The 26,350-nt window shown below is 54.8% G+C and carries 20 protein-coding genes and 1 CRISPR repeat array (1 of these 21 running past the window's edge); of the genes, 10 read left to right on the forward strand and 10 right to left on the reverse strand.

Going from position 1 to position 26,350, the window contains the following annotated elements; all coding sequences use genetic code 11:
* Positions 1-19: direct repeats of the CRISPR family, unit length 28 nt; it begins 429 nt to the left of the window's first position.
* A 173-nt stretch (positions 20-192) separates the two neighbouring features.
* The 3 genes from WB237_RS09505 to clpS form a co-directional block, all read right to left on the reverse strand.
* On the reverse strand, positions 193-633 hold the full coding sequence (locus tag WB237_RS09505) for a hypothetical protein (RefSeq protein WP_336212539.1): 441 nt from the start codon (positions 631-633) through the stop codon (positions 193-195).
* 405 nt (positions 634-1,038) lie between these two features.
* A complete protein-coding gene (gene clpA / locus WB237_RS09510; RefSeq protein ID WP_049005459.1) occupies positions 1,039-3,321 on the reverse strand; it encodes an ATP-dependent Clp protease ATP-binding subunit ClpA in 2,283 nt (760 codons plus the stop codon).
* A gap of 27 nt (positions 3,322-3,348) precedes the next feature.
* The gene (clpS, locus tag WB237_RS09515; RefSeq protein WP_006174393.1) at positions 3,349-3,669 is read right to left on the reverse strand and encodes an ATP-dependent Clp protease adapter ClpS; all 321 of its coding nucleotides are present in this window, start codon (positions 3,667-3,669) and stop codon (positions 3,349-3,351) included.
* Positions 3,670-3,936: 267 nt separating this feature from the next.
* On the opposite strand from clpS, the gene cspD reads away from it, so the two are divergent.
* Complete coding sequence (gene cspD, locus WB237_RS09520; RefSeq protein ID WP_008499993.1) at positions 3,937-4,158, forward strand: cold shock-like protein CspD; 222 nt, start codon at positions 3,937-3,939, stop codon at positions 4,156-4,158.
* 70 nt (positions 4,159-4,228) lie between these two features.
* Here cspD and macB read toward each other — a convergent pair whose 3' ends face one another.
* Both macB and macA read right to left on the reverse strand, forming a co-directional pair.
* Positions 4,229-6,169 (reverse strand): macrolide ABC transporter ATP-binding protein/permease MacB, encoded by a 1,941-nt coding sequence (gene macB, locus WB237_RS09525; protein ID WP_336212542.1) that lies wholly within the window; start codon positions 6,167-6,169, stop codon positions 4,229-4,231.
* A complete protein-coding gene (gene macA / locus WB237_RS09530; RefSeq protein WP_237992065.1) occupies positions 6,166-7,281 on the reverse strand; it encodes a macrolide transporter subunit MacA in 1,116 nt (371 codons plus the stop codon). The genes macB and macA overlap by 4 nt, the downstream gene beginning before the upstream one ends.
* Before the next feature lie 159 nt (positions 7,282-7,440).
* On the opposite strand from macA, the gene WB237_RS09535 reads away from it, so the two are divergent.
* Positions 7,441-8,397, forward strand: coding sequence for a VirK/YbjX family protein (locus WB237_RS09535; protein ID WP_336212546.1), 957 nt, complete (start codon positions 7,441-7,443; stop codon positions 8,395-8,397).
* Here WB237_RS09535 and WB237_RS09540 read toward each other — a convergent pair.
* A complete protein-coding gene (locus tag WB237_RS09540; RefSeq protein ID WP_336212548.1) occupies positions 8,394-10,052 on the reverse strand; it encodes an ATP-dependent endonuclease in 1,659 nt (552 codons plus the stop codon). The two genes, WB237_RS09535 and WB237_RS09540, sit on opposite strands and share 4 nt — an antisense overlap.
* 292 nt (positions 10,053-10,344) lie before the next feature.
* Here WB237_RS09540 and aqpZ point away from each other — a divergent pair, with 292 nt between their 5' ends.
* The 4 genes from aqpZ (at position 10,345) to hcr (ending at position 14,898) form a co-directional block, all read left to right on the forward strand.
* The gene (aqpZ, locus tag WB237_RS09545; RefSeq protein ID WP_025204573.1) at positions 10,345-11,040 is read left to right on the forward strand and encodes an aquaporin Z; all 696 of its coding nucleotides are present in this window, start codon (positions 10,345-10,347) and stop codon (positions 11,038-11,040) included.
* A gap of 182 nt (positions 11,041-11,222) precedes the next feature.
* A complete protein-coding gene (locus tag WB237_RS09550; RefSeq protein ID WP_134707377.1) occupies positions 11,223-12,122 on the forward strand; it encodes a lysine exporter LysO family protein in 900 nt (299 codons plus the stop codon).
* Between the two features lie 144 nt (positions 12,123-12,266).
* A complete protein-coding gene (hcp, locus tag WB237_RS09555; RefSeq protein ID WP_336212551.1) occupies positions 12,267-13,919 on the forward strand; it encodes a hydroxylamine reductase in 1,653 nt (550 codons plus the stop codon).
* Positions 13,920-13,929: 10 nt separating this feature from the next.
* Positions 13,930-14,898 (forward strand): NADH oxidoreductase, encoded by a 969-nt coding sequence (gene hcr, locus WB237_RS09560; protein ID WP_336212553.1) that lies wholly within the window; start codon positions 13,930-13,932, stop codon positions 14,896-14,898.
* A gap of 64 nt (positions 14,899-14,962) precedes the next feature.
* On the opposite strand, the gene WB237_RS09565 is transcribed toward hcr, so the two are convergent.
* A complete protein-coding gene (locus WB237_RS09565) occupies positions 14,963-15,397 on the reverse strand; it encodes a DoxX family protein (RefSeq protein WP_336212555.1) in 435 nt (144 codons plus the stop codon).
* Positions 15,398-15,548: 151 nt separating this feature from the next.
* On the opposite strand from WB237_RS09565, the gene poxB reads away from it, so the two are divergent.
* The 4 genes from poxB (at position 15,549) to WB237_RS09585 (ending at position 20,860) form a co-directional block, all read left to right on the forward strand.
* Positions 15,549-17,267: a ubiquinone-dependent pyruvate dehydrogenase gene (poxB, locus tag WB237_RS09570; RefSeq protein WP_336212557.1), complete on the forward strand. Its 1,719-nt coding sequence runs from the start codon at positions 15,549-15,551 to the stop codon at positions 17,265-17,267.
* A 37-nt stretch (positions 17,268-17,304) separates the two neighbouring features.
* Positions 17,305-18,306, forward strand: a complete 1,002-nt coding sequence (ltaE, locus tag WB237_RS09575) for a low-specificity L-threonine aldolase (RefSeq protein ID WP_336212559.1) — start codon at positions 17,305-17,307, stop codon at positions 18,304-18,306.
* Between the two features lie 10 nt (positions 18,307-18,316).
* The gene (locus WB237_RS09580; RefSeq protein WP_336212561.1) at positions 18,317-19,753 is read left to right on the forward strand and encodes an SDR family oxidoreductase; all 1,437 of its coding nucleotides are present in this window, start codon (positions 18,317-18,319) and stop codon (positions 19,751-19,753) included.
* 93 nt (positions 19,754-19,846) lie between these two features.
* On the forward strand, positions 19,847-20,860 hold the full coding sequence (locus WB237_RS09585) for an NAD-dependent epimerase/dehydratase family protein (RefSeq protein ID WP_028019276.1): 1,014 nt from the start codon (positions 19,847-19,849) through the stop codon (positions 20,858-20,860).
* Positions 20,861-20,950: 90 nt separating this feature from the next.
* On the opposite strand, the gene WB237_RS09590 is transcribed toward WB237_RS09585, so the two are convergent.
* The 3 genes from WB237_RS09590 to WB237_RS09600 all read right to left on the reverse strand — a co-directional run bounded on the left by WB237_RS09590 (position 20,951) and on the right by WB237_RS09600 (position 26,140).
* Positions 20,951-22,771: a glycoside hydrolase family 19 protein gene (locus WB237_RS09590; protein ID WP_336212564.1), complete on the reverse strand. Its 1,821-nt coding sequence runs from the start codon at positions 22,769-22,771 to the stop codon at positions 20,951-20,953.
* 131 nt (positions 22,772-22,902) lie between these two features.
* On the reverse strand, positions 22,903-23,343 hold the full coding sequence (gene iagB, locus WB237_RS09595) for a type III secretion system invasion protein IagB (RefSeq protein ID WP_028019278.1): 441 nt from the start codon (positions 23,341-23,343) through the stop codon (positions 22,903-22,905).
* Positions 23,344-23,446: 103 nt separating this feature from the next.
* The gene (locus WB237_RS09600; protein WP_336212567.1) at positions 23,447-26,140 is read right to left on the reverse strand and encodes a glycosyl hydrolase family 18 protein; all 2,694 of its coding nucleotides are present in this window, start codon (positions 26,138-26,140) and stop codon (positions 23,447-23,449) included.
* Positions 26,141-26,350 lie beyond the last annotated feature (210 nt).

The raw sequence follows: 26,350 nt of genomic DNA on the forward strand, positions 1-26,350 counted from the left end.
TGCCTGTACGGCAGTGAACTGAAGGGAAACCACGCCATCTTATTGTTAGAAAAGAAAATAATCAACTTCTGCACATTAAACCCTTTTTTCTGCACCGTGAAACCATGCTTGATAAATCAATGCGTTACGTAAGCTGCAAAAAAAGGGTTACACATCTGGAGTCAGAAGAACCCTCCAGGCTTCGAACCATCGTCAGGAAATAATATGGATTACCGTTTCTGAACCTCGAGATGCGACCAAATCTGCCGCCATTGAATGCGCTATGTCATGCAATAACCCCGTGAGGTGCGGCAACATATCGTGGTCAAAATGCGAAATCAGCAACACGTGATTTAACGCCCGACAGTAATCGCACTTCGTTTCGGTATCTTCCAGTAGCCACTCTTTTTTCTTCGGCAGTTCCGCCTCGTCGTCAAATTCAACCACCTGGAAATCGCGCATTGATTCTGCGAGTCCGGTTTTGGCTTCTTCCAGATAAGCACCGAGGCAACGGCAAACAGGCTGCGTTTGTGGGAGTGACTTGCAGTCGAGCAGGATTTCGGTGAGCAGTTTACAGCGCTCGGCTAAAGTTGGGAGATCGGGGTTGAGGGAGAGTTCGCTATAGAATTGGGCGAAATTGTTTTCTGTATTCATTGGGTAATTCCTTCACACACTTTGAATTTACCACCGCAGGAAACGCCAGATTCGCTGGCGGCGGACGAAAAGGAATTGGCGTACCAGTGTGTGTGCTACTGGCGCTTCAAAAGAAGCTTCCGATTCGCCCGCCAGATGCAGAATTATACCCTTTTCCTTAGGGCGAACGAAGCCTGCAGCATTACTGCTGCTCACACACTTTCAGGACGCCAATCCTGTCACCTGATTTTGCAGGTGCGCCGACATTTTATTACTGTGGATTTATCCAGTAACTAACTTCGAAAGAAACTGGAAAGCGCCTCGCAAAATTCCTCTGCGGCTTGTTTCCCTCTCCCACAGGGAGAGAGAGAAAAACAGGCACAAAAAAGCCGGGTTAAAAAACCCGGCTTTTAGATTTAAAACAACTCAGTGAGCCGCTTCAGGCTTGTGTTTCTGCGCACTCTGGAAATCATACGTCAGCTCATTCTTCGCCTGATCCAGCGCCACCGTCACCTGGCCGCCATCCACCAGCGAGCCAAACAGCAGTTCGTTCGCCAGCGGTTTCTTCAGGTTGTCCTGAATCACACGCGCCATTGGACGAGCGCCCATCGCACGGTCATAGCCTTTCTCAGCCAGCCAGTTGCGGGCCTCCTGGCTCACTTCCAGCGACACGCCTTTCTGATCCAACTGAACCTGCAGTTCGACGATGAACTTATCCACTACCTGATGGATCACCTCGGTAGACAAGTGATCGAACCAGATAATGTTGTCCAGACGGTTACGGAATTCCGGCGTAAAGATCTTTTTGATCTCTTCCATAGCATCGGTGCTGTTATCCTGGTGGATGAGGCCGATGGATTTACGCTCGGTTTCACGCACACCGGCGTTGGTGGTCATCACCAGCACCACGTTGCGGAAGTCCGCCTTGCGCCCGTTATTGTCGGTCAGCGTCCCGTTGTCCATCACCTGGAGCAGGATGTTGAACACGTCCGGGTGCGCTTTCTCGATTTCATCAAGCAGCAGTACCGCGTGCGGATGCTTGATCACCGCGTCGGTGAGCAGACCGCCCTGGTCAAAGCCCACATAGCCCGGAGGCGCACCAATCAAACGGCTGACGGTGTGACGCTCCATATACTCGGACATATCAAAACGCAGCAGCTCAATGCCCAGGGCTTTGGAGAGTTGTACCGTCACCTCAGTTTTCCCGACACCGGTTGGGCCGGCGAACAGGAAGGAACCGACAGGCTTGTGGTCATGCCCCAGCCCAGCACGTGCCATCTTGATCGCTTCGGTTAAGGCCTCAATGGCTTTATCCTGACCAAAGACCAGCATTTTCAGGCGATTGCCGAGCGTACGCAGCGTGTCGCGGTCGCTCTGAGAAACGCTCTTCTCAGGGATACGCGCGATACGAGCCACCACGGACTCAATATCCGCCACGTTAACGGTTTTCTTACGCTTGCTGGCCGGCATCAGGCGCGCACGCGCCCCGGCCTCATCAATCACGTCAATCGCCTTATCCGGCAGATGACGGTCGTTGATGTATTTCACCGCCAGCTCTACCGCCGCACGTACCGCTTTCGCGGTGTAACGCACGTCGTGGTGCGCTTCGTACTTCGGTTTCAGGCCATTGATGATCTGCACCGTTTCCTCGACGGACGGTTCAGTCACGTCGATTTTCTGGAAGCGACGCGCCAGCGCACGGTCTTTCTCAAAGATGTTGCTGAACTCCTGGTAGGTCGTGGAGCCAATCACGCGGATCTTGCCACTGGAGAGCAGCGGTTTGATCAGGTTAGCGGCATCCACCTGGCCACCAGAAGCCGCACCTGCACCGATGATGGTATGAATTTCATCAATAAACAGAATGCTGTTGGTGTCCTGCTCCAGCTGCTTTAACAGCGCCTTGAAGCGTTTTTCAAAATCACCGCGGTATTTGGTGCCCGCCAGCAGCGAGCCGATATCCAGCGAGTAGATAGTGCAGTCGGCAATTACTTCCGGCACATCGCCCTGCACGATACGCCAGGCCAGGCCTTCGGCAATCGCGGTTTTACCCACGCCAGATTCCCCCACCAGCAGCGGGTTGTTCTTGCGGCGACGGCACAGCACCTGGATCGCGCGCTCCAGCTCTTTATCGCGGCCAATCAGCGGGTCGATACCGCCAACGCGAGCAAGCTGGTTAAGGTTGGTGGTGAAGTTTTCCATACGATCCTCCCCGCCTGCTTGCTCTTCATTATTGTTATTGACCTGATTGCTGGAATCCGATGCCTGGTTAGGCTCGTCTTTTCGCGTTCCGTGAGAGATAAAGTTAACCACATCGAGGCGGCTGACTTCGTGTTTGCGCAGCAGATAAGCAGCCTGCGACTCCTGCTCGCTGAAGATGGCGACCAGGACGTTGGCGCCAGTCACTTCGCTACGTCCGGAAGACTGGACGTGGAAAACCGCGCGCTGCAATACACGCTGGAAGCTGAGCGTCGGCTGAGTGTCGCGCTCTTCTTCACTGGCTGGCAGCACCGGTGTAGTTTGTTCGATGAAGGCTTCGAGTTCCTGACGTAGCGCCACCAGATCCACGGAGCAGGCTTCCAGCGCTTCGCGGGCAGATGGGTTGCTAAGCAGTGCGAGCAGTAAATGCTCGACGGTCATAAACTCATGTCGGTGCTCACGCGCTCTGGCGAAAGCCATATTTAAACTGAGTTCCAGTTCTTGATTGAGCATAGGCACCTCCCCCAATTTTATGCCTTATCAGGCCTTTTCCAGCGTACACAGCAACGGATGCTCGTTCTCCCTCGCGTAGTCGTTCACCATCGCCACTTTGGTTTCCGCCACTTCGGCAGTAAAGATGCCGCAGATCGCTTTGCCACGATAATGAACGGTAAGCATCAGTTGCGTTGCACGTTCTACATCATAAGAAAAGAACTTTTGTAGCACGTCAATAACAAATTCCATCGGCGTGTAATCATCGTTCATTAACATAACTTTATACATAGATGGCGGTTTTAGCGCGTCGCGCACTTTGTCTTCCGCCAGCTGGTCAAAATCCAGCCAATCGTTGGTCTTACCCATTATGCATAACCACTTTGAATCTACCTCAGATGTTAGATAACAATCATCTATTACTGTCATCCGCGATGTCTGTCACAAACTGTTGCAATAGCGTTAACTGCTTCAAACTTTGGTTGATTATTGTCCCATCTCCAGCGCCAAACGCTTGACGACTTCTTTCGTTTCTCTAAATTGTACAAGCGTGAGATGGCGAGGTTTTGAACAGCCCCCACTCCACCACCGGTTCATTCCATCTTAATTTATAAGATTTACGAAGGATGTCGAAGCATGGAAATGGGTACTGTTAAGTGGTTCAACAACGCCAAAGGGTTTGGATTCATCTGCCCCGAAGGCGGCGGCGAGGATATCTTCGCTCACTATTCCACCATTCAGATGGATGGTTACAGAACGCTCAAAGCCGGGCAGTCCGTCCGGTTCGATGTACACCAGGGGCCAAAAGGCAATCATGCAAGCCTTATCGTACCCATTGAAGCAGAGACGGTTGCATAGCTCTCTGTTTTATTGTGTACATCCCGCAGTCAAAATGCCAGCCCGATCGGCTGGCATTTTTATTTTCAGCCTATTCGCGGGCCAGCGCATCAACCGGATCCAGCCGCGCCGCGTTGCGGGCCGGCAACCAGCCAAACAAAATGCCGGTAAATGTCGAACACAAAAATGCGGTAAGAATAGCCAGAGGTGAGAAACCAATTTCCCAGCCGGGTAAAAAGAGCTGGAGCGCAAACGCGATCATCATCGAGAGCGCAATGCCCATTGCACCGCCGACCAGACACACCAGCACCGCTTCAATCAAAAACTGCTGTAGCACGTCGCTGGCCCGGGCCCCGACCGCCATACGGATGCCAATCTCCCGCGTGCGTTCGGTCACCGACACCAGCATGATATTCATCACCCCGATACCGCCGACGACCAACGAGATCACCGCCACCAGCGTGAGGAACAGTTGAAGAGTACGTGTGGTCTTTTCCGCCGTTTTCAAGAGGCCGTCCATATTCCAGGTGAAGAAATCTTTCTTCCCGTGACGTAACGTAAGTAACTGTTCCAGTTGCTGCTCGGCCCGGGCGCTGTCGTAACCTTCCTTCACGCGTACGGTGATGGAGTTGAGCCAGGATTGCCCCATGATCCGCCCTGAGATGGTGGTATAGGGCAGCCAGACGCGCAGGATCTTACTGCTGCCAAACATCGACTGTTTCTCTTCCGCCACGCCAATGACCGTGGCAGGCATATTCCCCACAAGGATGACTTCCCCCACCACGTTGGTTTTATTGGGGAAGAGTTGCCTGCGTGAATTCGCGTCCAGCACCACCACCTGTGCCCTGCCTGCCAGCTGTTCGGCATTAAAGGTGGCACCTTCACTGAAGGTCATGCCGTAAACGTTGAAATAGTCCCCGCTGACGCCATTCGCGCTGGCGGCAACGTCAACATTCCCTACGCGCAGACGGAGGTTTTGCGAAACCGCAGGCGTGGCGGAGTTCACCCACGGCTGCTTCTGAATAGCCTCCAGATCGTTATATTTCAGCGCCTGCTGATACTGCGGCTCGTCGTCGCCAAAGTCTTTGCCGGGATAGACATCAATGGTATTGGTACCGATGGCACGAATATCGGCCAGCACCAGCTGCTTGGCGGCATCGCCCACCACCACAATCGACACCACCGAGGCGATACCAATGATAATGCCGAGCATCGTCAGCAAGGTGCGCATTTTATTAGCCGCCATCGCCAGCCAGGCCATGGTCAGCGCCTCGCGAAAGCCACTGGAAAATTGTCCCCAACCGGTTGACGCAGGCAAGGCTTCTTTCGGTGCTGCCGCTCTGGACTGTCGAGGGGGCGGGTTACTGACCAACTCGCCGTCGTGGATCTCAATGATCCGCTCCGCCTGCGCCGCGATCTGTGGGTCATGCGTCACGATAATCACCGTGTGCCCCTGATCGCGCAGCTGATGCAGGATCGCCATGACCTCTTCACCCGAATGGCTGTCGAGCGCGCCGGTCGGTTCATCCGCGAGGATCACCTGTCCACCGTTCATCAGCGCACGGGCAATACTGACTCGCTGCTGCTGACCGCCGGAAAGCTGAGACGGTTGATATTCCACCCGTTCTGCCAGCCCCAGACGCGTTAATAACGCTTGTGCCCGCTCCAGCCGCTTCTTACGCTCCACGCCAGCATAGACCGCGGGCACTTCCACGTTCTGTGCCGCACTTAAATGAGAAAGCAGATGATAACGCTGGAAGATAAAACCGAAGTGTTCGCGCCGCAGTTTTGCCAGCGCGTCACCATCAAGCGTGGAGACATCCATCCCCGCCACGCGATAGGTACCGCTGGTGGGTTTATCCAGGCAGCCGAGAATATTCATCAGCGTCGATTTACCGGAACCGGACGCCCCGACAATCGCCACCATTTCGCCAGCCTCAACGCGCAACGAGATCCCCTTCAGCACCTCCACCGGGCCGTCGCCCGACGGGTAGCTGCGACGAATGTCATTCAGCTCAAGCAGCGCCGTCATTTAGGCGCTCCAGGCAGGCTTTCGCTGGTGACAACCTCCTCACCCTCTTCGAGCCCTTTCGTCACCACCACATCAGTATCGTTACGCGCGCCGATCACCACTTCTCGCTCGCGGGTTTCTCCATTGCGCAGTACCTTCACCTTATAACGGCCCTCTCCCGTGGATTCACCCAGCGCGGAGAGTGGAATGGTCAGCACGTTTTTCACGCCGGTGAGCTGAATATGCACCTGTGCGGTCATGTCCAGACGCAGAACGCCCTGCGGGTTGGGCACCTCAAAACGGGCATAGTAGAAAATGGCGTCGTTGACCTTTTCCGGCGTCGGCAGAATATCTTTCAGCACACCTTCATAGCGCGTTTGCGGGTCGCCGAGCACCGTAAACCAGGCATTCTGCCCCGGTTTAAGATGAATGACATCCGCCTCTGAGACCTGAGCTTTCACCAGCATGGTGCTCATGTCTGCCAGCGTCAGAATGTTTGGCGCCTGCTGTGCGGCAATGACCGTTTGGCCCTGAAGCGTCGTGATCTGGGTGACTTCCCCGGCCATCGGGGCAACAATTTGCGTGTAATCGAGGTTGGTTTTCGCTGTATCCAGCGAGGCCTGATTGCGCTTGATTTGTGCATCAATAGTGCCAATCTGCGCCTGCTTGACCGCCAGTTCTGTCGTGGCAGTATCTAAATCTTGTTTCGAAATAGCCTGAGTTTTGGCAAGCGCCTGCTGGCGGGTGAGCGTCACCTGGGCGAGGTTACGCTCTGCCAGTGCCTGTGCACGTTGCGCACGCAGTTCCATCAGCGTCGCTTCCACCTCACGGATCTGGTTCTCAGCCTGTTCAGGGTCGATTACCCCAAGCAACTGACCTTTTTTCACCTTGTCGCCAATCTCTACCGACAACGTTTTCAACTGGCCGCTGACCTGAGCGCCGACATCAACCTTGCGCAGGGCGTCAAGTTTGCCCGTTGCGAGGACGTTTTGCTGCAGTTCGCCCGGGCGAACAATCAGTGTCTGATACTGTGGCACAGGGGCATTAAGCACCTGCCAGAGCCAGTATCCGCCGACCAAAACCACGACCGCCAGCAGCAGAAACAGCGTTCTGCGTTTTCCCTTGAGGTTCATAAATATTCCAAATAAATGTTCTGGCAATTATCAGTGTTGATTTTATCTAAACGACTCCTCAACGAAACCCCTGATTCCCGAAATCGTCACAATTTGTTTACGAGATGTTGAACGTTCGCCTGCTGAAATGAAGCTCTTCAACAAGAAGCAGGATCTATCATGTCTTCCATCGTCGATACACCTTTTTCAAACCTGCCGCAGCCTAAATCAGGCTGGCAGCTGTTCAAAAATCTGGCTTTCGGTCAGCTCACACCAGGGCTTGCGTGGAAGAACCCCTCCTATCGACGTAAATTCATGTTACGTTCGCTGGCGTCACCTGTTAGCACTGCGCGCCTGTTAACGAGCCTTGCAAATCAACCGCGTCTGATGCAGATGTTGCAGGTACAACCTGGGCTGCCATGCCGGCTGCATCGTCCCTGGTTGACGGTGAACATGGATAGTCAGCACGCGCTGGAATCCCTCAACTGGCACTATCAGACGATGAGCCGCCAGCTTCCTGCGACGCTGCTGAATGGTTATCTTTCTAAACAGGGCTTCACGCTGCTGACCTTAACCGGCAAAGATGAACAGCAATTTACCGTTCGTCTGTGCGCAGATGCATTCCTGGATAAAGAGGGGGAAGCCACCCTCGCTTTCTGTGACAGCCAGAACACGGTGCTGGCAGAAATGACCTTTACGTTGTGCCAGTTTGAAGGAAAAGCGACGCTGTTTATCGGCGGTTTGCAGGGTGCAAAAGCACATGTTCCGCACGAGCTTATCCAGGGGGCAACGAAAGCCTGTCATGGCCTGTTCCCGAAACGTCTGCTCGTTGAGGCCGCAATGACGCTCGGCACTGCTTTCCCGGTAGAACAGATTGTTGCCGTCAGTAACGCCACTCATATTTATCGCAGCTGGCGTTATCGCAAGAAAAAAGAGGGGAAACTGCTGGCCGATTACGACAGTTTCTGGATCTCCATTGGGGGTGAGAAACAGGATAACGGTAACTTTAGGCTGCCGCTTGTCATGCCACGTAAACCGATGGAAGAAATTGCGAGCAAAAAACGTTCCGAATATCGCCGCCGCTACGAACTGCTGGATAGCCTGATTCAGCAAGTGAACCAGGCGACCCAACCTTAATCCGCTTTCCCGCGTGCCAGCCACAGCACGCGGGAGAACATCTTGCGCAGCAGCGTCGGTACCGACTCCACGCCCCGCTTCCCCGCCTCCGTCGCCACTTCAATGGCTAAATCCGGTTTTGACGAACGGTGAATAGCTTTGGCAATCACGCGTCGCATGTTCATCGGGACATCGATCGGCACCATCGCAATTCTGTGAAATACATCGTCAAACCCCTGACGATACATAAAATGCTCCATGTCCATCGCGGGCAGCATGGTTAAATGGTCACGCTCTTCTTCTCGCTCATCATTAAGCAGGCTACGCACGGTTGAGGCATATTTTTTACCCGCTTCATCACCGTCTACCAGGACATGCCACTCGATCCCCATCCGGCGGGCAAATTTTATCAACGGTTTTAATCCCGACTGGGCAAATTCGATCACCTTAATGCCTTCGGCATCAAAATGGTGGCCGCACTGGCGCGCCAGTTCGTTGATAACCCAAGTTTCCGTTTCCCCCTCAACCAACAGCCAGCAGCGGGCAAAAAGCGACGATGCTCGATTAAAGCGAATATGAAACGCAATGCGGCGCCCGTCTTCCGCGTTCAGACCGCCAGGCCCGAGCCGGTAAGCAGAAACTCGCGAAGATTCACGCACCAGACGGCAGACGTGTTCAACCGGCGTCAGCGACAATAACTCACCGGAATTGGTGGTGGTAATACGCTGGAGTGGTAGCAGATTCAGCAGATGCCATGCCACGGAAAGCATAATGGGATGCAGGCGGGTCTCAGGATCCTCCACCAGCAGCAGCGGCCGGGCGTCCCGGTCAAGACGAACGGTTCCTTTGGCCTGCAGAAGTGTCGAAAACAGCCCCAGCAAAATCACCCGATGGGTACGGCCTCCAGGCCGGTCGATCATCCGGTTAATGATATCGAGGTAGCGCCAGCTTCGTTGCTCATCATGAGAGCGTCGGCGCATCAGACGATGGCGCGACTCCGACGTTCCCTGTTCGGAAAAATAGTGCTCGAGAAGTTGCACCATCGCGGACAATCCCTGCCGGATTTGACCATCGGTCAGATTCTGCGGACGCGAAACCAGCTCTCTGGCCAGGAAATCCAGCTCCCGGGCCGTAACTTCCACTTCCGGCATATGCGGTACGGTACCGTTACGGATACGCCTCATAAAGCGCGCATCACGCAAGCGTAGTACCGGCGTCAGGCGGGTCAGGTGGCGCGCCAGATCGTCGATATTCTCCAGGGGGATCGGGTTGGCTTTCTCATCAAGAAAATCACGCAGGGTCAGTACCCCTTCGTTTTCCGACATCTCACCTTCGAGCCGATAGAAAATGCGATGGAAATCGTCATCGCACGGCACCCAGCAAGGTGACAACGGGCGGAATCGACGCACGCGATGGCGTCCTGGCTCGGATTCCCGGAACGTCAGAATAATATGCAGATGCTTCTCACGACCCGTGATGTCACCCGGGGGGAACCAGAAATCGTCGTGGACGAAGTGATACAAATCATCTTCGGGCGAAAGCAACAACGTCAGCGCATCCAGCAGGCTGGACTTACCCCAGGCGTTCTCACCGATCAGGACGTTGTTCTGCTCCAGATGCAGCGACAGGCGGTTAATCCCGCGAAACCCGACAATTTCCACACGTTCGAGAAGCATAAATCCCCCGCGAAATGACCACTTTTTCCTTTAAGTTATCAGCAGTATAGCGGGCGGCGTTCTGTCACGACAGCATAACATTCGTCCTTACGAAAATTGGTCTATGCTCTATTTACCGCTTATTTGAACAAGGATTGACATCACATTGCCTTAAATCAAATTAATCGAATTTATTTAAGTGGCGAAGGGGTGTTGTTGGTTTTTAGAATAACGGCTCTTTGAGTCGTCATCCCTTTATGGCGATATATCCCGTACGCGGGAAAGCGTGCGGAAATTTATTATTGAGGTGGTTATGTTTAGAAAATTGGCAGCAGAATGCTTTGGTACATTCTGGCTGGTATTTGGTGGCTGTGGTAGCGCCGTTCTCGCTGCGGCATTCCCGGAACTAGGCATTGGTTTTGTCGGTGTCGCACTGGCGTTCGGTTTAACCGTATTAACCATGGCATTTGCCGTAGGGCATATTTCGGGTGGTCATTTTAACCCGGCGGTGACATTGGGCTTATGGGCGGGCGGCCGTTTCCCTGCGAAAGAGGTCATTGGCTACATCGTCGCTCAGGTAGTGGGCGGTATTATTGCGGCAGCAGTGCTTTACGTGATTGCCAGCGGTAAAGCCGGCTTCGACGCTGCAGCCAGCGGGTTTGCCTCTAACGGCTTCGGTGAACACTCCCCTGGCGGCTACTCCATGCTGTCTGCCATCGTGATTGAAATTGTGCTGACCGCAGGCTTCCTGCTGGTGATCCACGGCGCAACTGACAAACACGCACCAGCAGGCTTTGCCCCTATTGCCATTGGTCTCGCACTGACCCTTATCCACCTGATTTCTATTCCGGTCACTAACACCTCCGTCAACCCGGCACGCAGTACCGCAGTTGCCATTTTCCAGGGCGGTTGGGCGCTTGAGCAGTTGTGGCTGTTCTGGGTCATGCCAATCATCGGCGGTATTCTGGGCGGCGTGCTGTATCGCACCCTGCTGGAAAAACGCGATTAATGATTTTCTCCCTCTCCCGTGGGAGAGGGTTGGGGTGAGGGCATCAGGCCGCACAACCCCACATACACTCAAGCCGGGTAAGGCGCAGTCGCCACCCGGCTTTCTTTTTGCCGCTTTACTGAACAGCCTTTATTGGGTAGTGTCACTGACGCTTAACAGATACTCAAAAGGACCAGCTGTTCATGTTTTCAGGACTCCTCATCATTCTGCTGCCCCTGATTGCGGGCTACCTTATCCCGCTGCATCAGGAATCCGCATTACGTCTTATCAACCGTTTTCTCAGCTGGATTGTTTACGTCATTCTTTTCTTTATGGGGATAAGCCTGGCCTTCCTGGATAATCTGGCGACCAATCTGCTTTCTATCCTGCATTATTCGGTGGTCACCGTGGTGGTTATTTTACTGTGTAATATTGCCGCACTCTTCTGGCTTGAACGTACCGTTCCCTGGAAAAACCATCATCATCAGGAAAAGCTGCCTTCCCGAATTGCGATGGCGCTGGAATCATTAAAACTGTGCGGCGTTGTGGTGCTCGGGTTTCTTCTTGGGCTGACCGGCTGGGCATTTTTACAGCACGCAACAGAGGCCAGTGAATATACGCTGATCTTCCTGCTGTTCCTGATCGGTATCCAGCTGCGAAATAATGGCATGACGCTTAAGCAAATTGTTCTGAACCGTCGGGGAATGATGGTCGCGGTCATTGTTGTCGCCAGCTCCATGGTGGCGGGCGTGATTAACGCTTTTATTCTCGACCTGCCGCTGAAAACAGGCCTCGCGATGGCCTCAGGTTTCGGCTGGTATTCCCTCTCCGGTATTCTGCTGACCGAATCGTTCGGCCCGGTGATTGGTAGCGCCGCCTTCTTTAACGACCTGGCACGGGAGTTAATTGCCATTATGCTGATCCCGGGTCTGGTGCGCCGAAGTCGCTCTACGGCACTGGGCCTGTGTGGTGCCACGTCAATGGACTTTACCCTGCCGGTATTACAACGCTCTGGCGGACTGGAGATGGTGCCCGCCGCCATCGTGCACGGCTTTATTTTAAGTCTGCTGGTTCCGGTTCTGATGGCGGTCTTCTCGGCCTGATACTTCTTTGGCGGTAGGGTTCCTGCCGCCAAAATTGCGCTAAATCAATCTCCCTTTATTTTCTAGCAAAAAGCCCTTTTCACTGTTCTGGCACAGGCATACCCTTAAACATGTATATTAAATATAACTTTAACAGGTGTGATTATGTTTTGTGTGCAATGTGAACAAACCATCCGTACCCCGGCAGGCAATGGCTGCTCTTACGCACAGGGTATGTGCGGCAAAACCGCAGAAACATCTGACCTGCAGGACCTGCTGATTGCGACCCTGCAAGGCCTTTCCGCATGGGCGCGCAAAGCGCGTGAATATGGCATCATCGACCACTACGTCGACAGCTTCGCCCCGCGCGCCTTCTTCTCCACGCTAACCAACGTTAACTTCGACTCTCCACGCATTGTCGGCTACGCCCGCGAAGCCATTGCCCTGCGTGAAGCGCTGAAAGCGCAGTGTCTGAAGGCGGATGCTAACGCCCGCGTGGAAAACCCGATGTCAGAACTTCAGCTGGTGAGCGACGATCTGGGCGAGTTGCAGCGTCAGGCGGCAGAGTTCACCCCAAACAAAGACAAAGCGGCGATTGGCGAGAATATCCTCGGCTTGCGTCTGCTGTGCCTGTACGGTCTGAAAGGCGCCGCAGCCTATATGGAACACGCGCATGTGCTCGGTCAATACGACAACGACATCTACGCCCAGTACCACAACATCATGGCGTGGCTCGGCACCTGGCCTGCAGATATGAACGCGCTGCTTGAGTGCTCAATGGAAATCGGCCAGATGAACTTCAAAGTGATGAGCATTCTGGACGCCGGTGAAACCAGCACCTACGGCCACCCAACGCCCACCCAGGTCAATGTCAAAGCAACCGAAGGCAAATGCATCCTGATTTCCGGTCATGACCTGAAAGATCTCTACAACCTCCTGAAGCAAACCGAAGGTACGGGGGTTAACGTCTATACCCACGGTGAAATGCTGCCGGCTCACGGGTATCCAGAGCTGCGTAAATTCAAACATCTGATCGGTAACTATGGCAGCGGCTGGCAGAACCAGCAGGTTGAGTTTGCCCGTTTCCCGGGCCCAATCGTGATGACCTCTAACTGCATCATCGACCCAACCGTGGGCGCGTATGACGACCGCATCTGGACCCGCAGCATCGTCGGCTGGCCGGGTGTAAGCCACCTAGAGGGCGATGACTTTGGTCCGGTCATCAAGCAAGCGCAGCAGATGGCGGGCTTCCCGTACAGTGAAATTCCGCACCTGATTACCGTCGGTTTTGGCCGTGAAACACTGCTCGGGGCTGCAGATACGCTGATCGATCTCGTCAGCCGTGAAAAACTGCGCCATATCTTCCTCGTCGGCGGCTGTGACGGCGCGCGTGGCGAGCGTAACTACTTCACTGATTTCGCCACCCGCGTGCCGGAAGACTGCCTGATCCTGACGCTGGCCTGCGGTAAATACCGCTTCAATAAACTGGACTTCGGTAACATCGAAGGTCTGCCGCGCCTGGTGGATGCCGGACAGTGTAATGATGCCTACTCTGCGATCATCCTGGCGGTCACTCTGGCGGAGAAACTAGGCTGCAGCGTGAACGATCTTCCACTGTCGCTGGTGCTGTCATGGTTTGAGCAGAAAGCGATTGTCATCCTGCTGACCCTGCTCTCTCTGGGCGTAACCAACATCGTGACCGGCCCGACCGCGCCTGGCTTCCTGACGCCGGACCTGCTGGCCGTGCTGAACGAGAAATTCGGCCTGCGTTCCGTGACCAACGTTGAAGACGATATGAAGCAGCTGCTGAGCGCGTAAGGAGTTATTCATGACCATGCCAACCTCACAATGTCCGTGGCGGATGCAGGTTCATCACATCCAGCAGGAGACGCCGGATGTATGGACACTGTCACTGTTGTGCCATGACTACTATCCGTACCGTGCAGGGCAGTATGCGCTGGTCAGTGTCCGCAACACGGCGGACACCCTGCGCGCCTACACAATCTCCTCGACGCCGGGCGTGAGCGAATACATTACGCTCACCGTCCGCCGCATTGACGACGGCGCGGGCTCCCAGTGGCTGACGCGTGACGTCAAGCGCGGGGATTACATCTGGCTCTCTGACGCACAGGGTGATTTCACCTGTGACGACAAAGCCGAAGATAAATTTCTGCTGTTGGCAGCGGGTTGTGGCGTGACGCCGATTATGTCGATGCGTCGCTGGCTGGCGAAGAACCGCCCGCAGGCCGACGTGCAGGCGATCTTCAGCGTCCGTTCCCCGAACGATGTGATTTTTGCCGAGGAGTGGCGTGATTATCCGGTGACGCTGGTGGCGGAACATAACGCAACTCAGGGTTTTGTGCCCGGTCGTCTGAGCCGCGAGCTGCTGCAAAGCGTGCCTGATATCGCAAATCGTACCGTGATGACCTGCGGCCCGGCGCCGTACATGGCTACCGTGGAAGAAGAAGTGAAAGCGCTCGGCGTGACCCGCTTCTTCAAAGAGCAGTTCTTTACCCCCGTGGCAGAAGCGGCTACCAGCGGGATTAAATTCAGCAAACTGCAACCTGCACAGACTTTCTTTGGCCGTGTGGGCACTACGCTGCTGGAGGCGCTGGAAAGCAATAAGATCCCCGTGGTGGCGGCCTGTCGTGCAGGCGTGTGCGGTTGCTGCAAAACGAAAGTGGTGGATGGCAGCTACACGGTTACCAGCACCATGACGCTGACCGACGCGGAAATTGCAGAAGGTTACGTGTTGGCCTGCTCGTGTCATCCGCAGGGTGATTTGGTTCTGGCATAAACGGTAAACGTACGATCACAGGCCCGGTAAGCGCAGCGCTAGCGCCACCGGGCTTTTGTTATCCTTACCGCCACGCAGGAGCTTTCCCTACCGCAAACCGCCCTGCCCCTAAAAACGCGACTGCCAACGAGCCGATAAAGAAATACACCAGGCTTTCAATTGCCCATGCGCCTACCTTATCGAGCGCGAGCGTTTCCCCCATTCCCACCATCAGCCACGCCACAATCATCGTAAACGCCAGCACTAGCGCGGCCGGGCGCGTAAAGAGCCCAATGATAATCAGGATCGGTGCCACGACTTCGCCAATCAAAACGCCATAGGCGATAAACCCCGGCAACCCTTTTTCCACCAGCATGCCGCTGATGAATCCCACACCACCAAACAACTTATGTAAACCGTGAAACAGCATTAGCCCACCGACGGCAAGTCGTAACAAGAGTTTGCCAAGATCGTCGCACGATAGCTTTTCATTAACAGCAATTAACAATGATTTAACCATTTGAAATGATTCCTGTTTTCACTGAGGCATCACCAGATTATGCCGAATAATTGCGCGTGAACAGCACCTTTTAATTGGGGGGATGCGGCGGGCAATACGGAGACTTTCTTCTAAGCTTGTAAGCGATATCACTAAAAGGAGATGGACAACCATGAAACAAACTGTGGCTGCATACATAGCGAAAACCCTGGAACAAGCAGGCGTAAAACGTATCTGGGGTGTCACCGGCGATTCACTTAACGGACTGAGCGACAGTCTCAACAAGATGAAAACCATTGAATGGATGCCGACCCGTCATGAGGAGGTTGCCGCCTTTGCCGCCGGTGCCGAAGCCCAGCTCACGGGTGAACTGGCTGTCTGCGCCGGGTCATGCGGGCCGGGAAACCTGCATTTAATCAACGGTCTGTTCGATTGCCACCGCAACCATGTGCCCGTCCTGGCGATTGCCGCTCATATTCCATCGACAGAAATCGGCAGTGGCTATTTTCAGGAGACGCATCCTCAGGAGCTGTTCCGTGAATGTAGCCACTATTGCGAACTCGTTTCGACACCCGAGCAGATCCCTCAGGTCCTGGCGATTGCCATGCGCAAAGCTGTACTGAATCGGGGTGTTTCCGTGGTCGTGTTACCTGGCGACGTCGCGCTCAAGGCCGCACCAGAAACCGCCAGCAGCCACTGGTATCATGCGCCTCAGCCAGTGGTGACGCCAGCCGAAGAAGAGCTGAAAAAACTGGCGCAACTGCTGCGCTATTCCAGCAATATTGCCCTGATGTGCGGTAGCGGCTGTGCAGGCGCACATAAAGAATTACTTGAGTTCGCCAGTAAGCTCAAAGCGCCGATCGTCCACGCCCTGCGCGGCAAAGAGCATGTTGAGTACGATAACCCCTACGACGTGGGTATGACCGGCTTGATCGGTTTTTCCAGCGGCTTCCACACGATGATGAATGCCGACACGCTCATTTTGCTCGGCACGCAGTTCCCTTATCGTCCGTTCTATCCGACGGACGCTAAAATCATTCAGATTGATATCAACCCCGCCAGTATCGGCGCGCACAGCAAGGTCGATATGGCGCTGGTGGGCGATATCAAATCCACCCTTGCCGCCCTGCTGCCGCTGCTGGAAGAAAAAACGGACCGCAAGTTCCTCGATAAGGCGTTGAGCGACTATCGCGATGCCCGCAAGGGGCTGGACGACCTCGCCAAACCGAGCGACAAAGCCATTCATCCGCAGTATCTGGCGCAGCAGATCAGCCATTTTGCTGACGATGACGCCATCTTTACCTGCGACGTGGGAACCCCAACCGTCTGGGCCGCGCGCTATCTGAAAATGAACGGGAAACGTCGCCTGCTCGGCTCGTTCAACCACGGATCGATGGCCAACGCCATGCCGCAGGCGCTGGGGGCGAAAGCCACCGCTCCGGAACGCCAGGTCGTGGCGATGTGCGGCGATGGCGGGTTCAGCATGCTGATGGGCGATTTCCTGTCGGTGGTGCAGATGAAGCTCCCGCTTAAAATCGTGGTTTTCAACAACAGCGTACTGGGCTTTGTAGCCATGGAGATGAAGGCCGGCGGCTACCTGACGGACGGCACTGAGCTACACGACACCAACTTCGCGCGCATCGCCGAGGCTTGTGGCATCACCGGTATTCGCGTGGAAAAAGCCTCAGAGGTGGATGAAGCCCTGCAGCGCGCCTTTTCCATTGACGGCCCGGTACTGGTGGACGTGGTGGTCGCCAAAGAAGAGCTGGCGATCCCACCGCAAATCAAACTGGAACAGGCCAAAGGTTTTAGCCTCTACATGCTGCGCGCCATCATCAGCGGCCGTGGTGATGAGGTGATCGAACTGGCAAAAACAAACTGGCTCAGGTAAAACATCTGGCATCGCCTTTTAAATATAAGGACATGCCATGATTGATTTACGCAGTGATACCGTAACCCGTCCGAGCCGCGCCATGCTCGAAGAGATGATGGCCGCTCCGGTCGGGGACGACGTCTATGGTGACGATCCGACGGTTAATGAGCTGCAGCGCTATGCCGCAGAGCTCAGCGGGAAAGAGGCCGCTCTGTTCCTGCCCACCGGTACGCAGGCCAACCTGGTGGCGCTGTTGAGCCACTGCGAGCGCGGCGAAGAGTACATTGTCGGCCAGGGCGCGCATAACTATCTGTATGAAGCAGGCGGTGCGGCTGTACTCGGCAGCATTCAGCCACAACCGATTGACGCCGCGCCGGACGGCTCCCTGCCGCTCGATAAAGTCGCGGCGAAAATCAAAGCTGACGATATTCACTTTGCGCGCACAAAACTGCTCAGCCTCGAAAACACCCACAACGGCAAAGTGCTGCCTCGCGAGTACCTGAAAGCAGCGTGGGAATTCACTCGCGAGCGCAAACTTGGCCTGCACGTGGATGGCGCACGCATCTTTAACGCCGTGGTGGCGTACGGTTGCGAGCTAAAAGAGATCGCGCAATATTGCGATTCGTTCACCATTTGCCTCTCTAAAGGGCTGGGCACGCCTGTAGGCTCCCTGCTGGTGGGCAATGCGGACTACATCAAGCGTGCCAACCGCTGGCGCAAAATGACCGGCGGCGGCATGCGTCAGGCGGGTATTCTGGCGGCGGCCGGGCTGTATGCCCTGAAAAACAACGTGGCGCGCCTGAAGGACGATCACGACAACGCCGCGTGGATGGCGGCGCAGCTTCGCGAGATTGGCGCCGACGTGATGCGCCACGACACCAACATGCTGTTCGTTCGCGTGGGTGAAGAACAAGCTGCCGCGCTGGGTGAATTTATGAAATCCCGTGGCGTGCTGATTAACGCCTCATCTGTCGTGCGTCTGGTCATGCATCTCGACGTGAGCCGCGAACAGCTGTCAGAGGTGGTGAAACACTGGCAGGCGTTTTTACAGCGATAAGGAGCCTCACGTGCCGCAACGCATTCTGGTGCTCGGTGCCAGCGGGTATATCGGTCAGCATCTCACCACTGTATTAAGCCAGCAGGGGCATCAGGTGCTGGCCGCGGCACGCAACACCGAACGTCTGCAAAAACTCAGTTTGCCTGGCGTCACCTGCCATAATGTTGACCTCAACTGGCCGAAGGAACTTCCCGCGCTGCTGGAAGGGGTCGACACGCTTTACTACCTGGTGCACAGCATGGGTGAAGGCGGAGATTTTATCGCCCACGAGCGTCAGGTGGCGATGAACGTCCGCGATGCCCTGCTGCAAACGCCGGTGAAGCAGGTCATTTTTTTAAGCTCACTCCAGGCTCCCGAACATGAGCAATCCGATCATCTGCGAGCCCGTCAGCTGACGGCGGAAACCCTGCGCGGCGCCACTATCCCTGTTACCGAATTGCGCGCCGGAATTATCGTCGGCGCGGGCTCCGCCGCCTTCGAAGTGATGCGCGATATGGTCTACAACCTGCCGGTACTCACGCCGCCACGCTGGGTCCGTTCGCGCACCACGCCGATTGCACTGGAAAATTTACTGCATTATCTGGTGGCGCTGCTGGACCACCCGGCGGAGCAACACCGCGTGCTGGAAGCCGCTGGCCCTGAAGTCCTGAGCTATCAGGAGCAGTTTGAACATTTCATGCGCGTCAGCGGCCGTAAACGCTGGCTGATCCCCATCCCCTTTCCAACCCGCTGGATATCGGTGTGGTTTTTGAATGTGATTACTTCTGTGCCGCCGACGACCGCCAAAGCGCTGATCCAGGGACTCAAACATGATTTACTGGCGGACGATCGCGAGCTGCGGGCACTCATTCCCCAGGACCTGATCCGCTTTGATGATGCCGTGCGCAATACGCTGAAAGAAGAAGAGCAACTGGTGAACTCCAGCGACTGGGGTTACGACGCCCAGGCGTTTGCCCGCTGGCGACCGGAGTATGGTTATTATCCCAAACAGGCCGGCTGCACGGTAAAAACGCAGGCAAGCCTGGCGGCGCTGTGGGACGTGGTGAACCAGATTGGCGGCAAAGAACGTTATTTCTTCGGCAATATTCTCTGGCAAACGCGTGGAGCAATGGATCTGCTGGTGGGACACAGGCTGGCAAAAGGACGCCCTGCTCGTCCTTACCTTGAAGTGGGTGATGCGGTCGACAGCTGGAAGGTCATCATCGTCGAGCCGGAAAAGCAGCTGGCACTGCTGTTCGGTATGAAAGCTCCGGGGTTGGGTCGACTCTGCTTTACGCTGAAAGACAAAGGCGACCATCGCGAACTGGATGTCCGCGCCTGGTGGCATCCGCACGGGATGCCGGGTCTGTTCTACTGGTTGTTCATGATCCCCGCCCATCTGTTTATCTTTCGGGGAATGGCGAAGCGGATTGCGCAACTGGCAGAACAAAAGACGGAAAAGTTCTAAATAAAACTCTCTTTCTTTCACCTTTCCCATTGCAACCCGCCGTAATTCACGAAAGAATGCGCACGAAATTCTTTTTCAACACAGTGGATTGATATGAAGGTACTGGTTACCGGGGCGACCAGCGGCTTAGGCCGAAATGCGGTCGAATTTCTGCGCAACAAAGGCATCAGCGTCAGGGCTACCGGTCGCAACGAAGCGATGGGAAAACTGCTGCAAAAAATGGGCGCAGAGTTTGTCCATGCTGACCTGACGGAGCTGGTCTCCTCTCAGGCGAAAGTGATGCTCGCCGGTATCGACACGCTGTGGCACTGCTCCAGTTTCACCTCTCCGTGGGGAACCCAGGAAGCCTTTGACCTCGCTAACGTGCGGGCAACCCGCCGTCTGGGCGAATGGGCCGTTGCCTGGGGCGTGCGTAACTTTATCCATATCTCCTCCCCGTCGCTCTATTTCGATTATCACCACCATCGTGACGTGCAGGAAGATTTCCGCCCCGCACGTTTTGCCTGTGAGTTTGCCCGCAGCAAGGCGGCCAGCGAAGAGGTGATTGACCTGCTGGCGCAGTCAAACCCGCATACCCGTTTTACGGTACTGCGTCCGCAGAGCCTGTTCGGGCCGCACGACAAGGTGTTTATTCCGCGTCTGGCGCAGATGATGCACCACTATGGCAGCGTGCTGCTGCCGCGCGGCGGCGATGCGCTGGTGGATATGACCTACTATGAAAATGCGGTTCACGCCATGTGGCTGGCAAGTCAGCCGGACTGCGATAAGCTGATTTCCGGCCGTGCCTACAACATCACCAACGGCGAGCCGTGTTCGTTACGCAGCATTGTGCAACGGCTGATTGATGAACTGCAGATCAACTGCCGTATCCGTTCCGTGCCCTACCCGATGCTGGACATGATCGCCCGCAGCATGGAGCGTTTTGGCAGTAAATCGGCCAAAGAGCCCGCGCTGACGCACTATGGGGTATCCAAGCTCAACTTTGATTTCACGCTGGATATTACCCGCGCAGAGAACGAGCTGGGGTATAAACCGATCGTGACGCTGGATGAAGGGATTGTGCGCACGGCGGCGTGGTTGCGGGACCACGGGAAGCTTCATCGCTAGCCTTTTTGCCCGGTGGCGGCTTCGCCTTACCGGGCCTACAACAGCACAGTGCAAACACGAAAACGGCAACCTTTCGGTTGCCGTTTGCTTTTACAGCGCCGTCCAGGCGTCAGACCATGCCAGACCTGCGCCGGGTTCATAGTACGCCGGAGCCGTGTTACACCAGCCGCTGTACGGGAACGGTTTGCACTGGAAGAGTTTACCGTGGTTGTTCACGATATCACCTGCTTTGTACTTACTGTTCGCACTCCACGCGGCGTAAGAGCCGGATGTCCCTTCGTCCTGAGACGGAACCGCTTTCGCCTTCACGTTCAGCAGATAAGAGGTTGTGCTGCTCAGTTCACCGTCGCTAACCGTGAGGCTAATTTCAACCTGCTGCGCCGTCGCCGCTTCTGGGGCTCTGAAGGTCACAACCGCTTTATCCTGACCTGTCACAGTCTGACCATCCTGAGAGCGCCAGGTGTAAGTCAGTTTGTTACCATCAGCATCTATCGAACCTTCGGCGCTCAGAGAAACCTGCGCACCTGCGTCAACCGCACCGATTGGGCCGGCAATATGCGCGACCGGTGCGTGATTGACAGCCGTCGGTTCTGCCGGCGTTTCATCCGGAACGGGTGCCGGAGCCGGGGTTTCATCTTCCGATGGCGCTGGTGTTACCGGGGTTTCATCCGGCGTGGTTGTTGAGCCATCATCGTTAACGATATTCACGTTAAAGAAGTGCTGTACGCATTTGCTGTAGTCGCCCTCTTTGAACGCGCTGTATGGCGTCTGGTAGCCTACCAGCTGGCAAGAGTATGTCTGACCGCTTGGTGTATCCGCGCTCCATCCCCAGTCCTGCTCCCAGTAAATCTTCAGCGCGCCTGCACCACCTTCATCGAACTGCTTCATGTTGGCGCAGCCCAGCACTTCATTCGCCGGAACCGGAACCTTCAGGTAGTTCGCGAACTCTTTGTAGTACTTGATACGGTTTTGCGACTGGGCAATTTCAGTCGGACCGCCGCATTCTACGCCGCCGTTGATGATCTGGGTGGTCACGCCGAAGCCCGGCACCAGACCGTTGGCTTTATCGTGATCGTTCGGCTGCCATGTACCGTCAATAACCTGCAGCATGCTGGGTTTTGGTGGCTGTGGATAGGCGAAGAAGAAGATCGCACTCGCCAGGTTCAGCCAGGTATCCGCCACCAGCTCGGGTTTATCGAGCAGCGTACGCACGTCACCGTACATCGCTTCAGAGAACGGGCCATAGTTGTAGTTGTAAGACAACTGTTTCGCGCCGCGACCGAAGTAGCTCAGGAAATCGCCGTCTTTATCTTTACCGCACGGCCAGGTCTGACCCTGCCAGACGTCCGGGTTACATTCGCCGTTATAGCCCCCCTTCTGCCCTTCGCTCCAGCCCATTTCACGTACGTGAACCAGCGCCTGACGCCATTCGGCTTCCGGACGCCAGCTTTCATGGCCGCCAGTCTCCTGAGCGAAGTGAGCAAACATGGTTGCCAGCTCTTTGCGGCAGATGGCGTCGCTGTCGCGGCCATCCTTATAGGTCTTACACAGCGCCGGGAATTTACCGACCGCTTTCAGGAAGTTGCTATAGGTGTACGCCTGCGCACGCAGCGGGAAGAGATATTCCCAGTCGCTGGCCTTAACAATGCCTTCAACGCGCTTCACGTTTTCCGGGTTCGCTGCACGGCCTGGCTCAATCAGTTCAACCTGCGCATTATCCAGCGTCTGAATGGTCTCTTTCACTGAGGCCATCAGCGGGAAACTGGTCAGCTCTTTTTCTTTCTTCGCCAGGTCGCTGGCTTTCATGGTGTATGGCTCACTGGTGGTCGCTTGCAGCGAGGCAGCCTGTGCCATAAAGGGAGCTACGCATGCTCCGGCAACGAGCACACTTAGTAACGTCCTTTTGTTCATTTCCGATTCCTGTTAATTGAAGTTAAAATTAAAATCCCGGTTTATGTATTAATCCATTAATACATAAACCACAGACAGCTGTTTTTTCTTTTCGAAGAACACCCTGAGGAATTCTTCAAAAATAAAAAACATTAATATTGCGCAGCTAATTTTAATTGCTGATATTTTTTCCAGACTTTATGGGCATAGATCATACGCTGCGGATAATTCTCTTTTTTTAAACCTGCGTTATACGCGCCGACAGCCTCCCAGTTATAGCCATAGACCTTAATCATTCCGGACAGAATGGAAGCACCGACCATGATGGAGGTACAGGGCTCGGTCATCAGTCTGCGTTCATCAATACCTCTGGTCTCCAGTTCCGTAAAATGTGAGCTGTTAATTTGCATCAACCCAACATCACGCGTGCCATCATGATTTTGTCCCACCGCATACGGATTCATACCGGATTCGACATTGGCTATGGCATACAATAAATACGGGTCGACATGATAATAACGTGCCGCGTTATCCCAACAGTTTGCCAGTGCGCTTTGGCTTATTATTAATAACAACAAAATGATCTTTTTCATTTTTACCTGCTGACAGTTTCGGTTATTTCTCCCTACCAACATCCTGTAAAATGAATTTTTCATCACTCCCCCCTTCGTGAGGGGGAGTGATTATCGGGTTAGATTATTTGCAATCTGTTGATGCGCCTTCTTTCACCCATACGTCGCTATTAGCCGGGTTATCACCACGGGTCCACCATTTGGCACGGTAAACGTTACCCTGGTAAGTGGTGGTTTCACCGCCGTTGTAGACCAGGTCAGAACGCCAGTTCATCTTCACGTTGCTCACCAGTTCCCAGGCATCCACACCGAAGCCAGGTTTGTTACCTTGCGTCCAGTATTTCGCTTTCCACACCAGGTGGTCGGCACTCACGGTGTCGCCGTTGTTGTAGATTTTGCTGGCATCCCATGCGGCATATTTGCTGGCGTTAGCATCGACTGGCGCGTCGCAACTACCGGTTGCCGTGCCTTCATCCGAAGGAGGAGTCACATCATCAGACGGAGGGGTCACTTCATCAGCAGGCGGGGTGACGTCAGCAGGTTTAGGATTCACCGTGACCTGCACGTTAGACTGCACGCTGGTTTTACCATCGCTTACGACGACACTCAGGGTGTAAGTCGAGGCGGAGGTCACATCTGGCGCAGTGATATTCACGTTCGCCGTATCACTCCCGGTCGCGTGCATATCCGCCGGAACGCTCCAGGCGTAGGTCAGTGCATCACCGTCAGGATCCGCAGCCTGCGCGTGCAGCGCATAGGTTTCACCTGCCTGCAGCGTCACTGCTTCCATTGGGTTCACAACCGGCGCCTGGTTCGCTTTTGGCGCTTTGTTTACAACCTGCACATCAATCGCGTTGCTCAGTCCTTTCGCGTCAGTCACGGTCAGGCGGAATGCCATCGCCTGATCGCTGGTCACCGCAGCCACGTTGAAGGTGGCTTTCGCTTTGGTGCTGTTGGTGAGCGTCACCGATGGGCCAGAAATCTGGGTCCACTTATAGGTGATTGCATCGCCATCCGGATCGCTGGAAGCAGACCCGTCGAGCGTTACGGTCACCGGGCCTGAGACGTTAAGATCGGTCGAGGAGGCAATCGGCGCATGGTTGGTGACAACAGGTTCAACCGGGGTTGAACTACCGCCCAGCAGGCTTTCATTCATGGCGTTCAGAATGTCGCCGTTATCTGAGTCAATGGACCAGGAGAACAGGCCGCCCAGCTGATTCGCCATAACATACTTGCCTTTTGCGGCAGCAGAACGCGCATCTTCATAAGTGATCAGGTCACCAGTGGATTTATTGAAGACGTACGGTGCTTCCGCGTCTGCGTCGTAACCGTATTCCCAACCCGGCTTGCCTTTGTACTCATTCACAATCTGACGGTAGTCAACCACGCCCGGTTCCCAGGTCCCTTTCACCTTGCCGGTGGCGGTGCCAGTGAACGGATTGTTGCCGGTGTAACCATGAACCCCCGTCCAGCCGCGGCCGTACATGGCGGTTCCCACCACAATCTTGCCAGGCTGTACGCCCTGCTGCAGCAGCGCGTTAACGCCGTTTTCGGTGGTGTAGTTTGTGTCCGGACGCCATGCAGGTGCTTTCAGCGCAGCCTGGTGACCCAACTCTGTATTGCTCCAGCCGCCGTAGAAGTCATAGCTCATCAGGAAGATGTGATCGAGATACTGCTGTGTGGTGGTGTAATCCACATCTTCGATCTTATCTTTGCCGGAACCGATCGCGGTGGTCAGTTCATAAGTACGGCCAGTTTCGCTGGAGAGTTCGTTCAGCATCGTGCGCAAATCATGCATCAGCGCGGTATACGTCGCTTTATCCTGCTGCGGATTACCCAGTGCCGCGTTCTCACCGCCGCCGCCCGGGAATTCCCAGTCGATATCCACTCCGTCAAAGAATTTCCAGGTTTGCAGGAACTCTTTCACCGATGCTACGAAGCGGGAGCGAATAGCAGGGTTGTTCATCTGGAAGAACGGATCTGAGAGGGTCCAGCCACCGATAGATGGCAGTACTTTCAGCCCTGGATGTGCTTTTTTCAGCGCCATCAACTGACCAAAGTTACCTTTGTAGGGGTCATCCCAGCCAGAAACGCCGGCCTGTGGTTTTTGCAGCGCCGCCCACGGATCGTGAATGGCAACGGTATAATCCGGACGACCATTACAGGCGCGTTGCAACGCCTGGAAGCTGTTACCCCCTTCGATGGTTTTCAGGCTGTCGTTGATGCCATCACCGCCACAGATTGGAATGAAGCCATACAGAATATGGTTCAGGTTAGCCGCCGGGATTTTATCGACCTGGAAGTTACGGTCATAGACGCCCCATTCCGGGAAGTAAGCCCCCACCACTTTGTCAGTGTGCTGAGCAAAGGTCTTGTTGTTTTCCTTCATGGTAGTATTGAGAGGAAGCAAGTGGCTACCGTCGGTATCCGCGACAATAATCAGCTTGCTGGCGCTTTTGCTACAACCGCTGGTGTTACAAAGCTCTACCTGCTCCTGGTAACGTCCGCCTTTTTTCACCTTGAAGGTGGCAGATCCTGATGCGCTGCCCGCACCGGTCCAGACGGTTTGGCCGTCCAGCAGCACCTTCGCGGACGTCGGTGCATCACCGCTCCAGACGTTCCACTCTACTTTTACATCCACGCCGTCTTTATGTACTTTGACGAGGCTGTTGTAATCCTGTGCTGCCTGATCGACTTCAACAAGGGCAAATTTGTCATTACCGTAGCCGATCGTCGGTGTACCCGGTGCTGCAGCAAATGCGGAGCTGGTTGCCGCCGCAATAAAGAGCGCCAGATATTTAGGCTTCATAAATTTCATTTTTATTTCCTGATAAATTTATTCGTAACGTTAATCATCCATGTCTTCCTTGAGAGCATGGAGTTTTTTGCATAATGCGTATTTAACCAATCTGAAAACCGAGAAAAAAAACGTTTTTGCTGCGTTGTATTCCTCCATAAAAAGATACAAGCCCCAATTCCGTGTAGCTTATATCCCTTACGATACACTGGGCACAAAGAGACGTCCCTC

The organism is Enterobacter sp. P82, assembly GCF_037053385.1.
GTDB lineage: Bacteria > Pseudomonadota > Gammaproteobacteria > Enterobacterales > Enterobacteriaceae > Enterobacter.

Coding starts and splice junctions, on each gene's coding strand:
- hcr (WP_336212553.1), top strand. CDS start 13,930: ATGACCATGCCAACCTCACAATGTCCGTGGCGGATGCAGGTTCATCAC.
- clpA (WP_049005459.1), bottom strand. CDS start 3,321: ATGCTCAATCAAGAACTGGAACTCAGTTTAAATATGGCTTTCGCCAGA.
- WB237_RS09505 (WP_336212539.1), bottom strand. CDS start 633: ATGAATACAGAAAACAATTTCGCCCAATTCTATAGCGAACTCTCCCTC.
- WB237_RS09535 (WP_336212546.1), top strand. CDS start 7,441: ATGTCTTCCATCGTCGATACACCTTTTTCAAACCTGCCGCAGCCTAAA.
- WB237_RS09550 (WP_134707377.1), top strand. CDS start 11,223: ATGTTTTCAGGACTCCTCATCATTCTGCTGCCCCTGATTGCGGGCTAC.
- aqpZ (WP_025204573.1), top strand. CDS start 10,345: ATGTTTAGAAAATTGGCAGCAGAATGCTTTGGTACATTCTGGCTGGTA.
- WB237_RS09540 (WP_336212548.1), bottom strand. CDS start 10,052: ATGCTTCTCGAACGTGTGGAAATTGTCGGGTTTCGCGGGATTAACCGC.
- WB237_RS09565 (WP_336212555.1), bottom strand. CDS start 15,397: ATGGTTAAATCATTGTTAATTGCTGTTAATGAAAAGCTATCGTGCGAC.
- ltaE (WP_336212559.1), top strand. CDS start 17,305: ATGATTGATTTACGCAGTGATACCGTAACCCGTCCGAGCCGCGCCATG.
- hcp (WP_336212551.1), top strand. CDS start 12,267: ATGTTTTGTGTGCAATGTGAACAAACCATCCGTACCCCGGCAGGCAAT.
- poxB (WP_336212557.1), top strand. CDS start 15,549: ATGAAACAAACTGTGGCTGCATACATAGCGAAAACCCTGGAACAAGCA.
- WB237_RS09590 (WP_336212564.1), bottom strand. CDS start 22,771: ATGAACAAAAGGACGTTACTAAGTGTGCTCGTTGCCGGAGCATGCGTA.
- WB237_RS09585 (WP_028019276.1), top strand. CDS start 19,847: ATGAAGGTACTGGTTACCGGGGCGACCAGCGGCTTAGGCCGAAATGCG.
- WB237_RS09600 (WP_336212567.1), bottom strand. CDS start 26,140: ATGAAATTTATGAAGCCTAAATATCTGGCGCTCTTTATTGCGGCGGCA.
- macA (WP_237992065.1), bottom strand. CDS start 7,281: ATGAACCTCAAGGGAAAACGCAGAACGCTGTTTCTGCTGCTGGCGGTC.
- iagB (WP_028019278.1), bottom strand. CDS start 23,343: ATGAAAAAGATCATTTTGTTGTTATTAATAATAAGCCAAAGCGCACTG.
- macB (WP_336212542.1), bottom strand. CDS start 6,169: ATGACGGCGCTGCTTGAGCTGAATGACATTCGTCGCAGCTACCCGTCG.
- cspD (WP_008499993.1), top strand. CDS start 3,937: ATGGAAATGGGTACTGTTAAGTGGTTCAACAACGCCAAAGGGTTTGGA.
- clpS (WP_006174393.1), bottom strand. CDS start 3,669: ATGGGTAAGACCAACGATTGGCTGGATTTTGACCAGCTGGCGGAAGAC.